Origin of the sequence: Streptomyces sp. NPDC101181, from assembly GCF_044767975.1 — a bacterium.
Classification (GTDB): domain Bacteria; phylum Actinomycetota; class Actinomycetes; order Streptomycetales; family Streptomycetaceae; genus Streptomyces.
The window spans coordinates 1-14,003 of the sequence record NZ_JBIWOX010000011.1; the positions used below are offsets into that span (position 1 = coordinate 1).

At 73.5% G+C, this 14,003-nt stretch carries 18 protein-coding genes and 1 pseudogene; 1 reads left to right on the plus strand and 18 read right to left on the minus strand.

The window, feature by feature from the left end:
- The 8 genes and pseudogenes from ACIRRU_RS17620 to hisI form a co-directional block, all read right to left on the minus strand.
- Nucleotides 1-170, minus strand: a pseudogene (locus ACIRRU_RS17620) (tryptophan synthase subunit beta); the annotation flags it as partial.
- 144 nt (nucleotides 171-314) lie between these two features.
- Nucleotides 315-527 carry a tryptophan biosynthesis modulator TrpM gene (gene trpM, locus ACIRRU_RS17625; protein WP_403681261.1) on the minus strand — a complete coding sequence of 71 codons (213 nt, stop codon included), beginning with the start codon at nucleotides 525-527 and terminating at the stop codon, nucleotides 315-317.
- Between the two features lie 19 nt (nucleotides 528-546).
- Entirely contained in the window at nucleotides 547-1,356 is an 810-nt protein-coding gene (trpC, locus tag ACIRRU_RS17630) for an indole-3-glycerol phosphate synthase TrpC (protein ID WP_403681264.1), read from the minus strand.
- Nucleotides 1,357-1,471: 115 nt separating this feature from the next.
- Nucleotides 1,472-2,140, minus strand: a complete 669-nt coding sequence (locus ACIRRU_RS17635) for a DUF2752 domain-containing protein (RefSeq protein ID WP_403681267.1) — start codon at nucleotides 2,138-2,140, stop codon at nucleotides 1,472-1,474.
- Nucleotides 2,141-2,241: 101 nt separating this feature from the next.
- Nucleotides 2,242-2,493: an HGxxPAAW family protein gene (locus ACIRRU_RS17640; RefSeq protein ID WP_363204393.1), complete on the minus strand. Its 252-nt coding sequence runs from the start codon at nucleotides 2,491-2,493 to the stop codon at nucleotides 2,242-2,244.
- A gap of 109 nt (nucleotides 2,494-2,602) precedes the next feature.
- Nucleotides 2,603-3,265: a TIGR02234 family membrane protein gene (locus tag ACIRRU_RS17645; protein WP_403681271.1), complete on the minus strand. Its 663-nt coding sequence runs from the start codon at nucleotides 3,263-3,265 to the stop codon at nucleotides 2,603-2,605.
- A gap of 49 nt (nucleotides 3,266-3,314) precedes the next feature.
- The gene (locus tag ACIRRU_RS17650; protein ID WP_403681274.1) at nucleotides 3,315-4,808 is read right to left on the minus strand and encodes an anthranilate synthase component I; all 1,494 of its coding nucleotides are present in this window, start codon (nucleotides 4,806-4,808) and stop codon (nucleotides 3,315-3,317) included.
- Between the two features lie 9 nt (nucleotides 4,809-4,817).
- Complete coding sequence (gene hisI / locus ACIRRU_RS17655; protein ID WP_403681276.1) at nucleotides 4,818-5,198, minus strand: phosphoribosyl-AMP cyclohydrolase; 381 nt, start codon at nucleotides 5,196-5,198, stop codon at nucleotides 4,818-4,820.
- Nucleotides 5,199-5,282: 84 nt separating this feature from the next.
- Here hisI and ACIRRU_RS17660 point away from each other — a divergent pair, with 84 nt between their 5' ends.
- A complete protein-coding gene (locus ACIRRU_RS17660) occupies nucleotides 5,283-5,924 on the plus strand; it encodes a TIGR03085 family metal-binding protein (RefSeq protein ID WP_403681279.1) in 642 nt (213 codons plus the stop codon).
- Nucleotides 5,925-6,045: 121 nt separating this feature from the next.
- On the opposite strand, the gene ACIRRU_RS17665 is transcribed toward ACIRRU_RS17660, so the two are convergent.
- The 10 genes from ACIRRU_RS17665 to hisD all read right to left on the minus strand — a co-directional run bounded on the left by ACIRRU_RS17665 (nucleotide 6,046) and on the right by hisD (nucleotide 13,866).
- A complete protein-coding gene (locus ACIRRU_RS17665; protein WP_403681281.1) occupies nucleotides 6,046-7,317 on the minus strand; it encodes an MFS transporter in 1,272 nt (423 codons plus the stop codon).
- Nucleotides 7,318-7,345: 28 nt separating this feature from the next.
- Nucleotides 7,346-7,933, minus strand: coding sequence for a winged helix-turn-helix domain-containing protein (locus ACIRRU_RS17670; RefSeq protein WP_403681283.1), 588 nt, complete (start codon nucleotides 7,931-7,933; stop codon nucleotides 7,346-7,348).
- 184 nt (nucleotides 7,934-8,117) lie between these two features.
- A complete protein-coding gene (hisF, locus tag ACIRRU_RS17675) occupies nucleotides 8,118-8,873 on the minus strand; it encodes an imidazole glycerol phosphate synthase subunit HisF (protein ID WP_403681286.1) in 756 nt (251 codons plus the stop codon).
- Nucleotides 8,870-9,286 (minus strand): RidA family protein, encoded by a 417-nt coding sequence (locus tag ACIRRU_RS17680; protein WP_403681289.1) that lies wholly within the window; start codon nucleotides 9,284-9,286, stop codon nucleotides 8,870-8,872. Before ACIRRU_RS17680 ends, hisF begins: the two co-directional genes overlap by 4 nt.
- Nucleotides 9,283-10,008: a bifunctional 1-(5-phosphoribosyl)-5-((5-phosphoribosylamino)methylideneamino)imidazole-4-carboxamide isomerase/phosphoribosylanthranilate isomerase PriA gene (priA, locus tag ACIRRU_RS17685; RefSeq protein ID WP_403681292.1), complete on the minus strand. Its 726-nt coding sequence runs from the start codon at nucleotides 10,006-10,008 to the stop codon at nucleotides 9,283-9,285. Before priA ends, ACIRRU_RS17680 begins: the two co-directional genes overlap by 4 nt.
- Nucleotides 10,008-10,649 carry an imidazole glycerol phosphate synthase subunit HisH gene (gene hisH / locus ACIRRU_RS17690; RefSeq protein WP_403681296.1) on the minus strand — a complete coding sequence of 214 codons (642 nt, stop codon included), beginning with the start codon at nucleotides 10,647-10,649 and terminating at the stop codon, nucleotides 10,008-10,010. Before hisH ends, priA begins: the two co-directional genes overlap by 1 nt.
- Nucleotides 10,650-10,659: 10 nt before the next feature.
- On the minus strand, nucleotides 10,660-10,827 hold the full coding sequence (locus ACIRRU_RS17695) for a hypothetical protein (RefSeq protein WP_363204404.1): 168 nt from the start codon (nucleotides 10,825-10,827) through the stop codon (nucleotides 10,660-10,662).
- Nucleotides 10,824-11,420 (minus strand): imidazoleglycerol-phosphate dehydratase HisB, encoded by a 597-nt coding sequence (hisB, locus tag ACIRRU_RS17700; RefSeq protein WP_403681299.1) that lies wholly within the window; start codon nucleotides 11,418-11,420, stop codon nucleotides 10,824-10,826. The genes ACIRRU_RS17695 and hisB overlap by 4 nt, the downstream gene beginning before the upstream one ends.
- Nucleotides 11,417-12,547 (minus strand): histidinol-phosphate transaminase, encoded by a 1,131-nt coding sequence (locus ACIRRU_RS17705; RefSeq protein ID WP_403681302.1) that lies wholly within the window; start codon nucleotides 12,545-12,547, stop codon nucleotides 11,417-11,419. Before ACIRRU_RS17705 ends, hisB begins: the two co-directional genes overlap by 4 nt.
- Nucleotides 12,544-13,866, minus strand: coding sequence for a histidinol dehydrogenase (hisD, locus tag ACIRRU_RS17710; protein ID WP_403681659.1), 1,323 nt, complete (start codon nucleotides 13,864-13,866; stop codon nucleotides 12,544-12,546). Before hisD ends, ACIRRU_RS17705 begins: the two co-directional genes overlap by 4 nt.
- Nucleotides 13,867-14,003 lie beyond the last annotated feature (137 nt).

A 14,003-nucleotide genomic window follows, 5' to 3' on the forward strand; every position in this document is an offset into this window, starting at 1 on the left:
AGCTCAGCCACGAACACCGGATCCGACTTCGCCTTCTCGTACTCCACAGCAACCTCATCCACCGCGGCGACCAACGCCTCCGGAATGAACTTGCCACCATACGCACCGAAATAGCCCTCAGTGCTGGGGATCAGACCCTCGGGGTCCGGAACGAAGAAATCAGACGTCATGCGACGTGCTCCTAGGCATGCAGGGCAACGGATGGATTCACCGTATGCGCGGAGCGGCGAGCGCCACCGGGACCGGCGTGCGGTCGGGGCGGTGCGGTCGTACGTACGGACAGGAAGGTGGTGCGGTACGTCGGCCGGGGCTCGCTACAGCGCGGACCCCGGGCGCCATCGCATCCCGTTGACCTGACCCGGCTCGTCACCGATGACGTACCGGACGCGCCGTCCATGGACGCGGCGCGCCGGGGCGCGGCAGCCACGCGGCCTGCACCCGCGCGCCAGCGGGGCGTGCGGATCCCGGGCCGGGGCTCCGGCGGGGCCGGGGCCCGGCCGGGTGCGGGGCGCGGGAGAAGGGGGCATGGCGGGCGGGTTTCCCCGGTCAGCCGCGGCCGTGGCGGAGCGCCGGGTGGGCGCCCGCGGCGACCAGGTCGGCGACGGCGGCGCGCGGGTCGCGGCCGGTGACCAGCGACTCGCCGACCAGGACGGCGTCGGCGCCCGCGTTGGCGTACGCGATCAGGTCGTGCGGACCCCGGACGCCGGACTCGGCGATCTTGACGACGTGGTCGGGGATCTCGGGGGCGACGCGCTCGAAGATGGAGCGGTCGACCTTGAGGTCCTTCAGGTTGCGCGCGTTGACACCGATGATCTTGGCTCCGGCGTCCACGGCACGCTCGGCCTCCTCCTCGTCGTGCGCCTCGACGAGCGGGGTGAGCCCGATCGACTCGGCACGCTCGATCAGGGAGACGAGGGCCTCCTGGTCGAGTGCGGCGACGATCAGCAGGGCGAGGTCGGCGCCGTAGGCGCGGGCCTCCCACAGCTGGTAGGAGGTGACGATGAAGTCCTTGCGCAGGACCGGGATGTCGACCTGGGCGCGGACGGCCTCCAGGTCCGCGAGCGAACCGCCGAAGCGCCGCTCCTCGGTGAGGACCGAGATGACGGACGCGCCGCCCGCCTCGTAGTCCGCGGCGAGCGCGGCCGGGTCGGCGATGGCGGCGAGGGCCCCCTTGGAGGGGGACGAGCGCTTGACCTCGCAGATGACGGTCACGCCCTCGCCGCGCAGTGCGGCGACTCCGTCCCTGGCCTGGGGAGCGCGGGCCGCGCGCTCCTTCAGCTCGTCGAGGCTGACGCGCGCCTGCCGCTCCGCGAGGTCGGCGCGAACGCCTTCGATGATCTCGTCGAGCACACTCACGCGAGCGGCCCCCTTCCGGAACGGTGATGAGGGAACAGGATCGGCCGTACCGATGGTATCCGCAGGAGGCCGCCGGGCCCGCATCAGGCCACGCCGCGTCCCACTACCTGGGAATTCACGGAGCGAGCGCCGAGCCGAACGGAAGGTTCCGGACCACCGTGAAGATCAGCAGAAACGCGCCCACACCCCACCACCAGACCGGTGCCAGGCCGGTCCGCAGGGGCTGTCCGCGCCAGGCCCGCACCAGCCACACCACCCACACGGCGGCGAAGAGGAAGTAGCCGACGACGGCGACCGCGTTGGCTCCGAGCGCCGCGCCGAGGTCGCCGTGGATGAAGGCGTGGGCGCTGCGGAGTCCGCCGCAGCCGGGGCAGAACGCCCCGGTGATCTTGAGCAGTGGGCAGACCGGGTAGTGCCCCGGCTCGTTGGGGTCGACCGAACCGACGTACGCGAAGGCCCCCGCGACCGCGGCCAGGATGCCCGCCGGCGTGGCGAGGCGGCGGAGGCGGGAGGGGTGCACCGGGGGCTCGGGCGGCCGGGCCGGTGCGAAGCCGGTGGCGTACGGGGCGGGGTGCGCGGGCGGGTCCCGGTGTTCGGCGAAGGCCGTACGGGAGGGCGGCGGAGCCGGATCCGGAGTGGGGCAGACGGTCAGCGGCATGTTCCCGGGGCCGACGCCGTGCGGCGCGGCTTCCGGGCGGTCCGGGCCGGTGGGCCCGGGGCCCGGCGCGGGGGCGGTGTCGGGGTCCGGCGGCTGGGCGGCGGAGGGGGTTGGCGAGGCGTCCACCCGGCGATTGTCCCCGCTGACGCGCGATGGCGCAGCCCTGGTGGGCTGCGCCATCGCGCGTGTCGCGATCGGCCCGCCGCCGGGGCGTGGCCGACGGCTGCTCAGTGGGAGAGCTGGGCCTCTCCGGCGCGGGCCCGCGCCTCGGCCATCTCGGCGGACTCCTTCGGCATGCCCAGACCGGCGGCCCGCATGGCCAGGCCCACGACTCCACCGGCGAAGATCACGACGATACCGGCCCAGAAGCCGAGCGGGTTGGCCGCGACCATGAAGACGCCTGCGACGCAGAAGCCGATGAAGGAGATGATGACACCGGTCCAGGCGGCCGGGGTGTGTCCGTGGCTGCTGCCCGCCATGAGTTGCTCCTTGGTGGTGTTGCGCTGGGTGTCGCGGTGACTGGGGCCGCCGCCCGGGGGCGGCTCGCCTCCATTGTCCCGTACGGGGTGGCAGGTCGTGAGCGTGGGGTCACGTCTCGCGCGTCGGGTCCTCGCCGCGGTCCAGGGCCTTCCACAGCTCCTCGGGCCGCTCCGGGTCCGGCGCGGTGCGGGCGGCTTTGCGGGGGCGGGGGGTGCCGTCGCGTTCGTACTTCGCGGACATGGTGGGCCACCGGCTGCCGTAGCGCAGGGCGAGGAGCCCGGCGAGCAGGATCAGCAGCCCGCCCGCGGCCGTGACGTAGGGCCAGGCGGTGTGGCTGAGGGCGTCGACGGTGGCCGCCGCGTCGCCGGTGGTGCGGGCGGCCTCCTCGTCGAGGGCCGTCCGGTCGCCCGCCCCGGCCCAGGCGCTGAGCCCGGCTCCGAGGCCGCTGAGGGCGAGGAGGGCGGCGACGGTCCACCGGCCGGCGCCGCGTACGGCGAAGACGGCGACGAGGGCCGCGAGGGCGACGATGGCCAGGGCGGCGGGGACGCCCGTGACGTCCCGGCCGTCGGCGGTAAGGGGCAGGGCGCCGCCACCGGTGGCCGCCCGCCCCTCGGCCCAGGTCTGTCCGGAGGCGAGGAGGACGACGGTCGCGCCCGCCGCGCCGAGGAGCAGAGCGGCCGCGAGGGAGCGGCGGCTCGCGGCGGAGTCGGGCGCGGCGGCGGCGGTCCGGGCACGGGGCTGGGGTACGGGTACAGCACTCACGCCCTCCACTATCCCCTACCGCCCCCGGCGCCCGTCGAGCCGGTCGGCCGTCAGCGGTTCAGCGCCCGTGCAGGCGGTTGGCGGTGTGGACGGCGCGGAGCACGGCGGCGGCCTTGTTGCGGCACTCGGTGTCCTCGGCGACCGGGTCGGAGTCGGCGACGACCCCCGCCCCGGCCTGGACGTAGGCGGTGCCGTCGCGGAGCAGGGCGGTGCGGATGGCGATGGCGGTGTCGGAGTCCCCCGCGAAGTCGAGATAGCCGACGCAGCCTCCGTACAGGCCCCGGCGGGTCGGTTCCAGCTCCTCGATGATCTGCATGGCGCGGGGCTTGGGCGCGCCGGAGAGGGTGCCCGCGGGGAAGCAGGCGGTGAGGACGTCGAAGGCGGTGCGGTCCTCGGTGACCCGGCCGGTGACGGTGGAGACGATGTGCATCACGTGGGAGTAGCGCTCGACGGACATGAAGTCGACGACCTCGACGCTGCCCGGTTCGCAGACCCGGCCCAGGTCGTTGCGGCCGAGGTCGACGAGCATAAGGTGCTCGGCGCGCTCCTTGGGGTCGGCGAGCAGTTCCTCGGCGAGCGCCTGGTCCTCCTGCGGGGTGGCGCCGCGGTGCCGGGTCCCGGCGATGGGGTGGACCATCGCCCGGCCGTCCTCGACCTTGACCAGGGCCTCGGGGCTGGAGCCGACGACGTCGAACCCGTCGAACCGGAAGAGGTACATGTACGGCGAGGGGTTGGTGGCCCGCAGGACCCGGTAGACGTCCAGGGCGCTCGCGGTGCACGGGGTCTCGAAGCGCTGGGAGGGGACGACCTGGAAGGCCTCGCCCGCGCGGATGCGCTCCTTGATGTCGTCGACGGCCCGCTGGTAGGCCTTACCGCCCCAGAGCGCGGTGTACGGCGGCAGCTCGGACGGGGGCAGGAGGGCGGGGGCGTTCTCGACGGGGCGGCGCAGGTCGCGCTCCATGGCGTCGAGGCGGGCCACGGCGTCCGCGTGGGACTCGTCCACGCCGGATTCCAGGTTGTTGTGGTTGATCGCGTTGGCGATCAGCAGGACGGTGCCGTTCTGGTGGTCGAGGACGGCGAGGTCCGAGGTGAGGAGCATGGTCAGCTCGGGCAGCTTCAGGTCGTCGCCGCCGTGTTCGCCGATCCTCTCCAGGCGGCGCACGACGTCGTAGCCGAGGTAGCCGACCATGCCGCCGGTGAACGGCGGCAGGCCCAGGTCGCTCATCAGGTCACGCGGGGTGTGCAGGGTCTCGACGGTGGCGCGCAGGGCGTCCAGCGGGTCCCCGTCGAGGGGGACGCCGACGGGCGGGGTGCCGACCCAGTGGGCCGCGCCGTCGCGGGAGGTGAGGGTGGCGGCGCTGCGTACCCCGATGAAGGAGTAGCGCGACCAGGTCCGGCCGTTCTCCGCGGACTCCAGCAGGAAGGTGCCGGGTCGCTCGGCGGCGAGCTTGCGGTACAGGCCGACCGGGGTGTCGCCGTCCGCGAGGAGGCGGCGGCTGACGGGGACGACGCGCCGGTCGACGGCCAGCTTGCGGAAGGTGTCGAGATCCATGGCCGGACCTTAGCTGTCGTGGAGGGTGAGGACGTCGGCGTCGAAGCAGGTGCGGTCGCCGGTGTGGCAGGCGGCGCCCGTCTGGTCGACCTTGACCAGGACGGTGTCGGCGTCGCAGTCCAGCGCCACCGACTTCACCCGCTGGATGTGGCCGGAGGTGTCGCCCTTGACCCAGTACTCCTGGCGGCTGCGCGACCAGTAGGTGCAGCGGCCCGTGGTGAGGGTGCGGTGCAGCGCCTCGTCGTCCATCCAGCCCAGCATCAGCACCTCACCGGTGTCGTACTGCTGGGCGATGGCCGGGAACAGGCCGTCGGCGCCGCGCCGGAGGCGGGCGGCGATGGCCGGGTCGAGGCTGCTGGCGGGCGGGGTGGGGCCGGGCGTGCTGGTCATGGGCCCATTGTGCCGTGGTCGCGAGCGCCTCCCGGGCGGACGTCCACTGGGCGGACCCGGGGTGACGGTCGTACGCTGGCGGTCATGTCGACCCATGCGAAGCGTGAACGTCTTCTGCTCGCCGATCTGTTGGAGGCGGCCGGTCCGCAGGCCCCGACCCTGTGCGACGGCTGGAAGTCCCGTGATCTGGCCGCCCATGTGGTGGTCCGGGAGCGCCGGGCGGACGCCGCGGGCGGGCTGTTCCTGGGGAACGTGAAGCCCCTGAAGGCCCGGCTGGAGCGGGTGCAGGCGGAGTTCACGGCGAAGCCGTACGAGGAACTGATCCAGCTGATCCGCACCGGGCCGCCCCGGTTCTCCCCGATGTCGCTGAAGCAGATCGACGAGGCGGCCAACACCGTGGAGTTCTTCGTCCACGCGGAGGACGTGCGCCGGGCCCAGCCGGACTGGTCGCGCCGTGAGCTGAACCCGGTCTTCGCCGATGTGCTCTGGTCCAACGTCGAGAAGACCGCCCGGCTGGTGGGCCGCCGCTCCCCGGTGGGGCTGGTGCTGCGCCGCCCGGACGGCCGGACGGCGGTGGCCCGCAAGGGCACCCCGGTGGTGACGGTGACCGGTGAGCCCGCCGAGCTGCTGCTGTTCGCGTACGGGCGGCAGGCCGCGGCGGACGTCCAGGTGGAGGGCGACAAGGAGGCGGTGGAGCGGGTGACCACGGCCGAGCTGGGGATGTAGGGGCCGGTGCGCGACCGGTGACCGGGGCGGCGTGCGCCCGGTCACCGGGTGGCGTACGGGGCGCGGAGCTCCGGCGTCCCGTGCGGCGCTCCGGCGTTCCTGCGGGTGGCGGCCGTTCCGGTCAGCGGGGCAGTTCGGCGCGGCGCAGGGCGGTGACGGCGAGGCCCAGCGCACCGCCCGTCGCGCACACGGCCGCGCTGACCGCGTAGACCGGTCCGGTGCCCCAGGCGGCGACGGCCGCCCCGGTGACGGGGTAGCTGAGCGGGACGACCGCGTACGTGAACAGCGTCGAGACCGAGGTGACCCGGCCCAGGTACGCCGGGTCGGCCGCGGTCTGGACGAGGGCCGCGCACAGGGACCCGGCCAGGCCCAGGGAGGCGCCGACGCACGCGGCCACCGCGGCGGCCGGGGCGACGGAGGGCACCTGGGCCAGGGCGGCGATGCCGGTCGCGCCGAGGAGGGCGGTCAGGCCCAGCACGAGACCGGCCCGTTCGATCCGGCCCCGGACGGCGAGGAGGAGCGCGGCGGCCGCCGCTCCGGCGGCGAACCCGGCGACGATCCAGCCCATGCCCGCCGCACCCCAGCCGCGCTCCTCGGAGAGCAGGATCAGCCCGAGGTTGAGCGGCCCGACGAAGCCGAGCTCGCTCAGCGCGATGACCAGCATCAGCGGGCCGAGCAGCGAGTGGCGGCGGATGTGGCGGAGCCCGTCCACGAGCTCCTGCCGGGCGGTCGGTCTCGCGACCGCCCGGGTGGTGTGCGCCCCCTCGGGGGCCGCCGGCTCCGGCAGCGGGCGCGTCCTCACGCGCAGCAGCAGCGGCAGCGAGAGGGCGAAGAGCAGCCCGGCGGCGGCGAAGGCGAGCGAGGGCCCGCCGGTGGCCACGGCGACCCCGCCCAGGGGCGCCCCGACGATCGAGGCACCGCGGGCGGCGAGTCCGCGCAGCCCCTGGATCCTGGCGAGCTGTCCCGGCGGGCTGATCCGGGGCGGGAGCGCTCCGACGGCGGGCAGGAACAGGGCGTCGACCGCGCCGAAGAGGAGGGCGACGACCACCAGGACGACCACCGAGGGTGCGGTGAGCACCAGGGTGGCGGCCAGACCGAGGACGAGGAGCGCGCGGGCGGCGTCGCTGCCGATGACGACGCGGCGGGGCCCGAGCCGGTCGGCGAGCACTCCCCCGCCGAGCATCAGCAGCGCCCGGGGTATCGAGCCCGCGGCGAGCACCAGACCGGCGCCGGAGGCGCTGCCGGTGCGGGCGGCGGCCCAGGCCAGCGCCATGAAGTAGATGCTGTCGCCGACCATGGACGCGGTGTACGCACCGAGCCAGCGCAGGACGTTCGGGTCGCGGTGCGCGGGGCGTTCGGGGGCTTCGGACGCTGTCGGCGCCGTGGCGGTCAAGGCCGTGTCCTTCCGGGGTGGCGGGGGCTCAGGTGCGGAACGGGAAGCCGTACAGGTGCAGGGCGACGTTCTCGCGGCCCTCGCTCTCGCCGGTCTCCTCCCGCTCCCGGCCCGCGGTCTCGTAGCGCCGGACGAGTTCGTGCATCTCGCGGCCCAGCTCGGCCAGCTCCTCGGGGGTGAGGCGGGCCAGGTACTCGGAGCGGAAGGCGGCGCCGCGCCACTCGGCCGACCAGCTCTGGTAGGCGTCGAGGAAGCTGCGGTACAGCTCGGTGTGCTGGTCGAAGGAGAGCCGGCCGACGGCCGCGTAGGTGGCGCTCTTCTCCGGGGCGTCGTTGAAGTCCTCGTCCCGGAAGCTGAACCCCTGGGAGGCCGGCTGCCACCAGCGCTCACGGCCGTCCGTGCTCCCGCCCGCGGCCGGTTCGATCATCCCGTGGTCGGCCAGCTGACGCAGGTGGTAGCTGACCAGGGAGACGGCCTCGTCGACCTGGGCGGCCAGCTGGGAGGCGGTGGCACGGCGGGCGATGAACAGGGCCCGGTAGAGCCTCATGCGCAGGGGGTGGCCGAAGACCTTGAGGGTGGCGAGGTCGGAGACGCGGCGGGTTTCTCTGCTGGGCATGACCGCCACCGTAGACGCACAGTTTTTCTTGCGCAATATTTTTTGCGCAAGAAAAGTTGTGCTTCTGTCGGGTGGCGTCGGAGTCGTCGTTCGTGTCCGGTCGGACGGTGGGGAACTCCTCCGGCCGCCGGACGGCACCGGGCGTGCGGCGGCCCGGTGTCCCGCGGGACACCGGGCCGTCCGGTCAGCGGACGGGGTGGCCCGCCTCGCGCAGGGCGCCCTTGACCTCGGAGATCCGCAGGTCCCCGAAGTGGAAGACGGACGCGGCGAGCACCGCGTCGGCACCGGCCTCGATCGCCGGGGCGAAGTCGGCGAGCCGGCCCGCACCGCCGGAGGCGATGACGGGGACGCCGACACGCTCGCGTACCGCCTCGATCATCTCGGTGTCGTAGCCGTCCTTGGTGCCGTCGGCGTCCATCGAGTTGAGCAGGATCTCCCCCGCGCCCAGCTCGGCGGCCCGCTGCGCCCATGCGACGGCGTCGATGCCGGTGCCCTTGCGGCCGCCGTGAGTGGTGACCTCGAAGGTGCCCTCCGGGGTGCGGCGGGCGTCGACGGAGAGCACCAGGACCTGACGGCCGAAGCGTTCGGCGATCTCGCGGATGAGGTCGGGCCGGGCGATGGCGGCGGTGTTGACGCCGACCTTGTCCGCCCCGGCGCGCAGCAGCTTGTCCACGTCCCCCGGGGTGCGGACGCCGCCGCCGACGGTGAGCGGGATGAAGACCTGCTCGGCGGTGCGGCGGACCACGTCGTACGTCGTCTCGCGGTCGCCGCTGGAGGCGGTGATGTCGAGGAAGGTCAGCTCGTCGGCGCCCTCCGCGTCGTAGAGCTTGGCCATCTCGACGGGGTCGCCCGCGTCGCGCAGGTTCTGGAAGTTGACGCCCTTGACGACCCGGCCGTTGTCGACGTCCAGGCAGGGGATGACCCGTACGGCGAGGGTCACCGCCCGCCTCCCCGGTAGGCCTCGACCTCGACCTCGACGACCAGGCTCGGGTCGACGAACCCGGACACGATGAGCATCGTGGCGGCGGGGCGCACCGCGTCGAACAGCTCCTTGTGGGCGCGGCCGACCTCGTCCACGTCCCGGGCGTGCGTGAGGTACATCCGGGTGCGGACGACGTCCTCGCGCCCCAGGCCGACCTGCTCCAGCGCCGCGAAGGCGACGTCGAAGGAGGTGACGGCCTGTTCGTACGGGGAGCCCGCGGCGATCTGGCCGTTCACCACGGAGGTGCAACCGGCCACCAGGACGAGGCCGTTGGGGAGTTCGACGGCGCGGGAGTAGCCGAACTTCTCCTCCCAGGGGGCGCCGGTGGAGATCCGGCGCACGCCGGGGGCGGGGGCGGCGGCGTCCGTCATGAGGCGACCGCCTTGAGGGCCTCTTCCAGGGTGAACGCCTTCGCGTACAGCGCCTTGCCGACGATCGCGCCCTCGACGCCTTCGGGGACGAGGAGGGAGATCGCCCGGAGGTCGTCCAGCGAGGAGACCCCGCCGGAGGCGACGACCGGGCGGTCGGTGACCGCGCAGACGTCGCGCAGCAGGCCCAGGTTGGGGCCCTCCAGGGTGCCGTCCTTGGCGATGTCGGTGACGACGTAACGCGCGCAGCCCTCGGCGTCGAGCCGGGCCAGCGTCTCGTAGAGGTCGCCGCCGTCGCGGGTCCAGCCGCGGCCGCGCAGGGTGGTGCCCCGGACGTCCAGGCCGACGGCGATCTTGTCGCCGTGCTCCGCGATGACCTTGGCGACCCACTCGGGGGTCTCCAGGGCGGCGGTGCCGAGGTTGACGCGGCGGCAGCCGGTGGCGAGGGCCGCCTCCAGGGAGGCGTCGTCGCGGATGCCGCCGGACAGCTCGACCTGGATGTCCATGGCCCCGGTGACCTCGGCGATCAGCTCCCGGTTGTCCCCGGTGCCGAAGGCGGCGTCCAGGTCGACCAGGTGCAGCCACTCGGCCCCGGCGGACTGCCAGGCCAGGGCCGCCTCCAGCGGGGAGCCGTAGGAGGTCTCGGAGCCGGACTCGCCGTGGACCAGGCGGACGGCCTGCCCGTCACGGACGTCGACGGCGGGGAGCAGTTCAAGCTTCGGCATTACAGCGTCTCGATCCAGTTGGTCAGCAGCTGGGCGCCGGCATCGCCGGACTTCTCGGGGTGGAACTGGGTGGCCCACAGCGCGCCGTTCTCCACGGCGGCCACGAACCGTTCACCGTGGGTGGCCCACGTGACCCTGGGCGCACGGATCTTGGCGTTGGTGACTTCGAGGGACCACTCGTGCGCCGCGTAGGAGTGCACGAAGTAGAAGCGGGCCTCGGGGTCCAGGCCCGCGAAGAGCCGGGAGTCCTCGGGGGCCTGGACGGTGTTCCAGCCCATGTGCGGCACGACGTCGGCCTTCAGCGGGCCGACGGTGCCGGGCCACTCGTCCAGGCCCTCGGTCTCCACGCCGTGCTCGATGCCGCGCTCGAACAGGATCTGCATCCCGACGCAGATGCCCATCACGGGGCGGCCGCCGGACAGCCTGCGGCCGACGATCCAGTCGCCGCGGGCCCGCTTCAGCCCCTCCATGCAGGCGGAGAACGCGCCGACGCCGGGGACGAGCAGCCCGTCGGCGGCCATCGCGCGGTCGAAGTCGCGGGTGATCTCGACGTCCGCGCCGACGCGGGCGAGGGCCCGCTCGGCGGAGCGTACGTTGCCGAAGCCGTAGTCGAAGACGACGACCTTCTTCGTGTCCGTCACAGCGCGCCCCTCAGTCCCACAGGCCCTGGATCCGCATGATGCCCGCCACCAGGCACATCACGGAGCCGATCGACAGCAGCACGATGACGCCCTTGGGCATCCCCTGCTTCGCGAAGGAGTAGACGCCGCCGGCCAGGAAGAGGCCGACGACGATCAGGATGGTGCTGAGACCGTTCACAGGGCGCCCTTCGTGGAGGGCAGGATGCCCTCGGCGCGCGGGTCGCGCTCGGAGGCGTAGCGCAGGGCGCGGGCGAGCGCCTTGAACTGGCACTCCACGATGTGGTGGGCGTTGCGCCCGTACGGGACGTGGATGTGCAGGGCGATCTGCGCCTGGGCGACGAAGGACTCGAAGATGTGCCGGGTCATCGTCGTGTCGTAGGTCCCGATCATCGGGGCCATGGTCTCCGGCTCGGTGTGGATCAGGTAGGGGCGGCCGGAGAGGTCGACGGTGACCTGGGCGAGCGACTCGTCCAGCGGGACGGTGCAGTTGCCGAAGCGGTAGATGCCGACCTTGTCGCCGAGGGCCTGCCGGAAGGCGGCGCCGAGCGCGAGCGCGGTGTCCTCGATGGTGTGGTGGGTGTCGATGTGCAGGTCGCCCTCGGTCTTGACGGTGAGGTCGAAGAGGCCGTGGCGGCCGAGCTGGTCGAGCATGTGGTCGTAGAAGCCGACCCCGGTGGCGACATCGACCTTGCCGGTGCCGTCGAGGTTGATCTCGACCAGCACGGACGTTTCCTTCGTGGTGCGTTCCACGCGGCCTACGCGGGGGCTCATGCGTCGTGCTCCTTCTTCATTTCGCGTACCGCATCGAGGAACGCGTCGTTCTCCGCCGGGGTTCCCGCGGTGACCCGCAGCCAGCCCTGTACGCCGTTGTCCCGGACCAGGACCCCTCGGTCGAGAATCCGCTGCCAGGCGGCGTGGCTGTCGTCGAAGCGGCCGAACTGGACGAAGTTGGCGTCCGATGCGGTGACCTCGTAGCCGGTGGCGCGCAGTTCGGCCACCAGCCGGTCGCGCTCGCTCTTGAGCTGCGCGACGTACCCCAGCAGCGTATCGGTGTGCTCCAGGGCGGCGAGCGCGGTGGCCTGGGTGACGGAGGAGAGGTGGTAGGGCAGCCGCACCAGCTGGACCGCGTCGACCACGGCCGGGGCGGCGGCGAGGTAGCCCAGGCGCAGTCCGGCCGCGCCGAACGCCTTGGACATGGTGCGCGAGACGATCAGATCGCGGCGGCCCTCGATGAGCGGGAGCAGCGAGGGCTGGTGGCTGAACTCGCCGTACGCCTCGTCGACGACGACGATCGAGGGCCCGGCGGCCTGGGCGGCGTCGTACAGGGCGAGGACGGTGTCGGCGTCGACGGCGGTGCCGGTGGGGTTGTTGGGCGAGGTGATGAAGACGACCTCGGGGCGGTGCTCGGCGATGGCGGCGCGGGCGGCCTCGACGTCGATGGTGAAGTCCTCGCCGCGCGGGCCGGAGATCCAGCCGGTGCCGGTACCGCGCGAGATCAGGGCGTGCATCGAGTACGAGGGTTCGAAGCCGATCGCGGTGCGGCCCGGCCCGCCGAAGGTCTGGAGCAGCTGCTGGAGGACCTCGTTGGAGCCGTTGGCGGCCCAGACGTTGGCCGCGGTGACCTCGTGTCCGGCGGTGCGGGTGAGGTAGCGGGCCAGCTCGGTGCGCAGCTCTACGGCGTCCCGGTCGGGGTAGCGGTTCAGCCCGCGGGCCGCCTCGCGGACCCGCTCGGCGATCCGGTCGACCAGGGCCTCGGGCAGCGGGTAGGGGTTCTCGTTGGTGTTGAGGCGTACGGGGACGTCGAGCTGGGGCGCTCCGTAGGGGGACTTGCCGCGCAGCTCGTCGCGGACGGGGAGGTCGTCCCGGGCGTCGCCGTGGGTGGTGCTGTCGTTCGTCACCGCTGGGGGACCTTCCATCCGAACCGGGCCTTCATCGCGGCGCCGTGGGCGGGGAGGTCCTCCGCCTCGGCGAGGGCCACCACGTGGTGGGTGACCTCGGCGAGCGCGTCGCGGGTGTAGTCGACGATGTGGATGCCGCGCAGGAAGGACTGCACGGACAGGCCCGAGGAGTGGCAGGCGCAGCCGCCGGTGGGCAGCACGTGGTTGGACCCGGCGCAGTAGTCGCCGAGCGAGACCGGGGCCCAGGGGCCGACGAAGACCGCTCCGGCGTTGCGGACCCGGTCGGCGACGGCGGCGGCGTCGGCGGTCTGGATCTCCAGGTGCTCGGCCGCGTAGGCATCGACGACCTTGAGGCCGTCCTCGACCGAGGAGACCAGCACGATCGCGGACTGGCGGCCGGCGAGGGCGGGCTCGACGCGGTCGGTGACGTGCTTGGTGGCGGCGACCTGCGGGATCAGCTCCGCCTCGGTGGCGGTGGCCAGCTCCTCGGAGTCGGTGACCAGGACGGCGGCGGCCATCGGGTCGTGTTCGGCCTGGCTGATCAGGTCGGCGGCGACGTGCACCGGGTCGGCGGTGGCGTCGGCGAGGATCGCGATCTCGGTGGGCCCGGCCTCGGCGTCGATGCCGATACGGCCCTTGAGGAGGCGCTTGGCGGCGGCGACGTAGATGTTGCCGGGGCCGGTGACCAGGTTGACCGGGGCGCAGTCCTCGGTGCCGTACGCGAACATCGCGACGGCCTGGGCGCCGCCCGCGGCGTACACCTCGTCCACGCCGAGCAGGGCGCAGGCGGCGAGGATGGTGGGGTGCGGGAGCCCGTCGAAGTCCTTCTGCGGCGGGGAGGCGACGGCGACGCCCGCGACGCCCGCCTCCTGGGCCGGGACGACGTTCATCACGACGGAGGAGGGGTAGACCGAGCGGCCGCCGGGGACGTAGAGCCCGACGCGCTCGACGGGGACCCACTTCTCGGTGACGGTGCCGCCGGGGACGACCTGGGTGGTGTGGGTGGTGCGGCGCTGCTCGCGGTGGACGAGGCGGGCGCGGCGGACCGACTCCTCCAGCGCGGCCCGGACGGCCGGGTCCAGCTCCTCAAGGGCCCGGGTCAGCGCGTCGGCGGGCACCCGGACGGACGCGATCCGGACGCCGTCGAGTTTCTCTCCCCATTCGATCACTGCCGCGGAGCCACGATGGCGCACGTCCTCGCAGATCGGCCGCACCGTCTCCAGGGCGGCTTCCACGTCGAACTCGGCACGGGGCAGCAGGTCGCGCAGGGCCGCGCCCTCGGGGAGGGCGTCGCCGCGCAGGTCGATTCGAGAGATCACCCGGCAATTCTCGCAGACCGCGACGGGCGCCCGGTCGCCCGTATCACTGGCTGATACCCGCCGTCCGCACCACTGGCTGATACGTGTCTCGGCCATGTCCGGCCGTCCCTGCTGACCAGGGGCTTCCACCGCGTCAC

Excerpts from the sequence above, each read along its gene's own strand:
- priA (WP_403681292.1), bottom strand. The coding sequence starts at position 10,008 with ATGCCGAAGCTTGAACTGCTCCCCGCCGTCGACGTCCGTGACGGGCAG.
- ACIRRU_RS17650 (WP_403681274.1), bottom strand. The coding sequence starts at position 4,808 with ATGGATCTCGACACCTTCCGCAAGCTGGCCGTCGACCGGCGCGTCGTC.
- ACIRRU_RS17640 (WP_363204393.1), bottom strand. The coding sequence starts at position 2,493 with ATGGCGGGCAGCAGCCACGGACACACCCCGGCCGCCTGGACCGGTGTC.
- ACIRRU_RS17670 (WP_403681283.1), bottom strand. The coding sequence starts at position 7,933 with ATGCCCAGCAGAGAAACCCGCCGCGTCTCCGACCTCGCCACCCTCAAG.
- hisB (WP_403681299.1), bottom strand. The coding sequence starts at position 11,420 with ATGAGCCCCCGCGTAGGCCGCGTGGAACGCACCACGAAGGAAACGTCC.
- trpM (WP_403681261.1), bottom strand. The coding sequence starts at position 527 with ATGCCCCCTTCTCCCGCGCCCCGCACCCGGCCGGGCCCCGGCCCCGCC.
- ACIRRU_RS17660 (WP_403681279.1), top strand. The coding sequence starts at position 5,283 with ATGTCGACCCATGCGAAGCGTGAACGTCTTCTGCTCGCCGATCTGTTG.
- hisI (WP_403681276.1), bottom strand. The coding sequence starts at position 5,198 with ATGACCAGCACGCCCGGCCCCACCCCGCCCGCCAGCAGCCTCGACCCG.
- ACIRRU_RS17680 (WP_403681289.1), bottom strand. The coding sequence starts at position 9,286 with ATGACGGACGCCGCCGCCCCCGCCCCCGGCGTGCGCCGGATCTCCACC.